The organism is Streptomyces sp. NPDC005728 (assembly GCF_040630895.1).
GTDB lineage: Bacteria > Actinomycetota > Actinomycetes > Streptomycetales > Streptomycetaceae > Streptomyces.
In genome coordinates, this window is the sequence record NZ_JBEXYL010000275.1 from 1 (window position 1) to 1,826 (window position 1,826).

A 1,826-nucleotide genomic window follows, 5' to 3' on the forward strand; every position below is an offset into this window, starting at 1 on the left:
GGGTGGCAGGTCGACGACGTCGTACCAGTCTCCGCACACGTTGAGTGACCTCGTCGCGGGCAGGTACCTGGCGGCGATGGACGGCTACAAGGAACGCGACCCGGAGCTGGCGATCGCCGTCTCGGCGATCAAGGCGACGGTCAAGGGCGGGCTGGGCAAGCTGCGTGAGCGTCCCCGGGGTGAGGGCTGGCGGCCGGGCGAGCCGTGGCGGGCGCTGTCCCGCCCGACCTGGCGGCCGGACATCCGCGCGGCGGTCATCTCCCGCACGCGGATCAACCTGCACCGGAAGATCGTCAAGCACGCGGCGTTCACCGGGCAGTACCCGGTCGCGATCCTGTCCGACTGCGTCGTGTACGCGGCAGGCGGCACCTCGCCGCTGGACTTCCTGCCCTACCGGGACGGCAGGCCACTGCCCGGCGGCTTCAAGCTCGGCATCAACCCGGGCCTGGTCAAGCACGAAGGCACCCAGACCGTCCTGTGGGGCGAAGAGGTCCGCGAGCGGTTCAACGCCCCGGAGCTCAACCTCGCCCGCTACATCAAGGACGGCATCGTCACCGACATCGACCACGGAGAGTAGGAGAGGGCGATGAGCCTGTTCGGGGACGGCCTGGACGCCGCGGTGCAGAAGGCGTTCACCCGCCCGGCACCCAAGAGCGCGCCCGCACAGATGCGCTACCTGGTCAAACAGCTCAAGGGCACCAAGGCCGTCGCCCAGATGCTGCGAATCTCCCAGCGCACCGTCGAACGGTACGTCAAAGACCAGATCAAAAAGCCCCGTCCGGACCTCGCCGCCCGCCTGGAGAACGAGGTGAAGAAGCGGTGGCAGCCGCAGATCCGCGCCAAGGCCCGCCAGAGAGCGGCGACCACCGACGGCATCGTCATCGACACCCGCGCCCGAATCGGCTACACCGCCCCGATCGGCACCACCGACGACGCCCGCCTGCGCCACCTGACCGTCGCCCTGCCACCCCAGTACGCCGCCCGCCTCTTCGACGCTCAGCAGCAGGGCGCCGCCGACCAGCAGCTCCAGCAGATCGCCGCCGAAGCGCTCAAGGACGTGTACTTCCAGGACAGCGGCCGCCGCGCCGGCAGCCTGGAAGAGGTCCGCTTCACCGACATCGAGCACCTCGAGTTCGACCTGTAGATCTCGAACAGCCGCGAGCGCCGTCGACTGCGTATCGCCGACACCGGCCTGGCCCACCTGCCCGCTGTGGACCGCTGCTGCGACGCGGCGACCACGCCCCGACCATGAGGCCGACCAGGGGTCTGGCCTTGCCGCTCCTCTGCCCCGACCATGGCTGGTCAGCGTACGGGCCGACGCCTCTCTGCGGCGGCCGCCGGTGCCCGGAGCCGGTCCAGGGGACTCGCTGGTCGGGGTTGTGGACGGGGTGCCACACGGGTGCGGAGGGGCCGTGGTGGAGCAGGTCGGCCAGCGATGCCGCGAGGACAGGGACGTCATGCAGGAAGCGGGACGACGTCAGCAGCCCGGCCCCCGCGCGCAGGGCACGGATCTGGTTCTCGACACCGGCGGGTCCGGTGCCGTCCCGCCCGACAGTCGAACCCCCATCGCATATCCCCCAGGTCACACGGGCACCGTGCGCGAATGCCGGGGACGGTACTCACGGCCTCGGGCGGATGGGGCGCAGTGGGGCCGGTCAGGTGCGGGCCTGGACGATGAGGGTGCCGATGTGACCGGCTTTCGGGGCATCCACCACCATTGATTCAGCGGCCGTGAAGCCGGCCCGGAGAAGGTGCCGTTCCCACACTGCGGGCGTGTAGCTGTAGCGGTAGGTGAACATGGCCTTCCCGGCGAAGCCGCCCTTGTA

Annotated in this window: 1 protein-coding gene and 2 pseudogenes; 2 read left to right on the forward strand and 1 reads right to left on the reverse strand. The window is 70.3% G+C overall.

Features of this window, described 5'->3' with window-relative positions:
- Together ABZ471_RS48510 and ABZ471_RS48515 are read left to right on the forward strand one after the other, a co-directional pair.
- Positions 1 to 577 (forward strand): annotated as a pseudogene (locus ABZ471_RS48510) (transcriptional regulator); the annotation flags it as partial.
- Positions 578 to 586: 9 nt separating this feature from the next.
- The gene (locus ABZ471_RS48515; RefSeq protein ID WP_359075585.1) at positions 587 to 1,144 is read left to right on the forward strand and encodes an XRE family transcriptional regulator; all 558 of its coding nucleotides are present in this window, start codon (positions 587 to 589) and stop codon (positions 1,142 to 1,144) included.
- 511 nt (positions 1,145 to 1,655) lie between these two features.
- On the opposite strand, the pseudogene ABZ471_RS48520 reads toward ABZ471_RS48515, so the two are convergent.
- A pseudogene (locus tag ABZ471_RS48520) lies at positions 1,656 to 1,826 on the reverse strand (SAM-dependent methyltransferase); the annotation flags it as partial.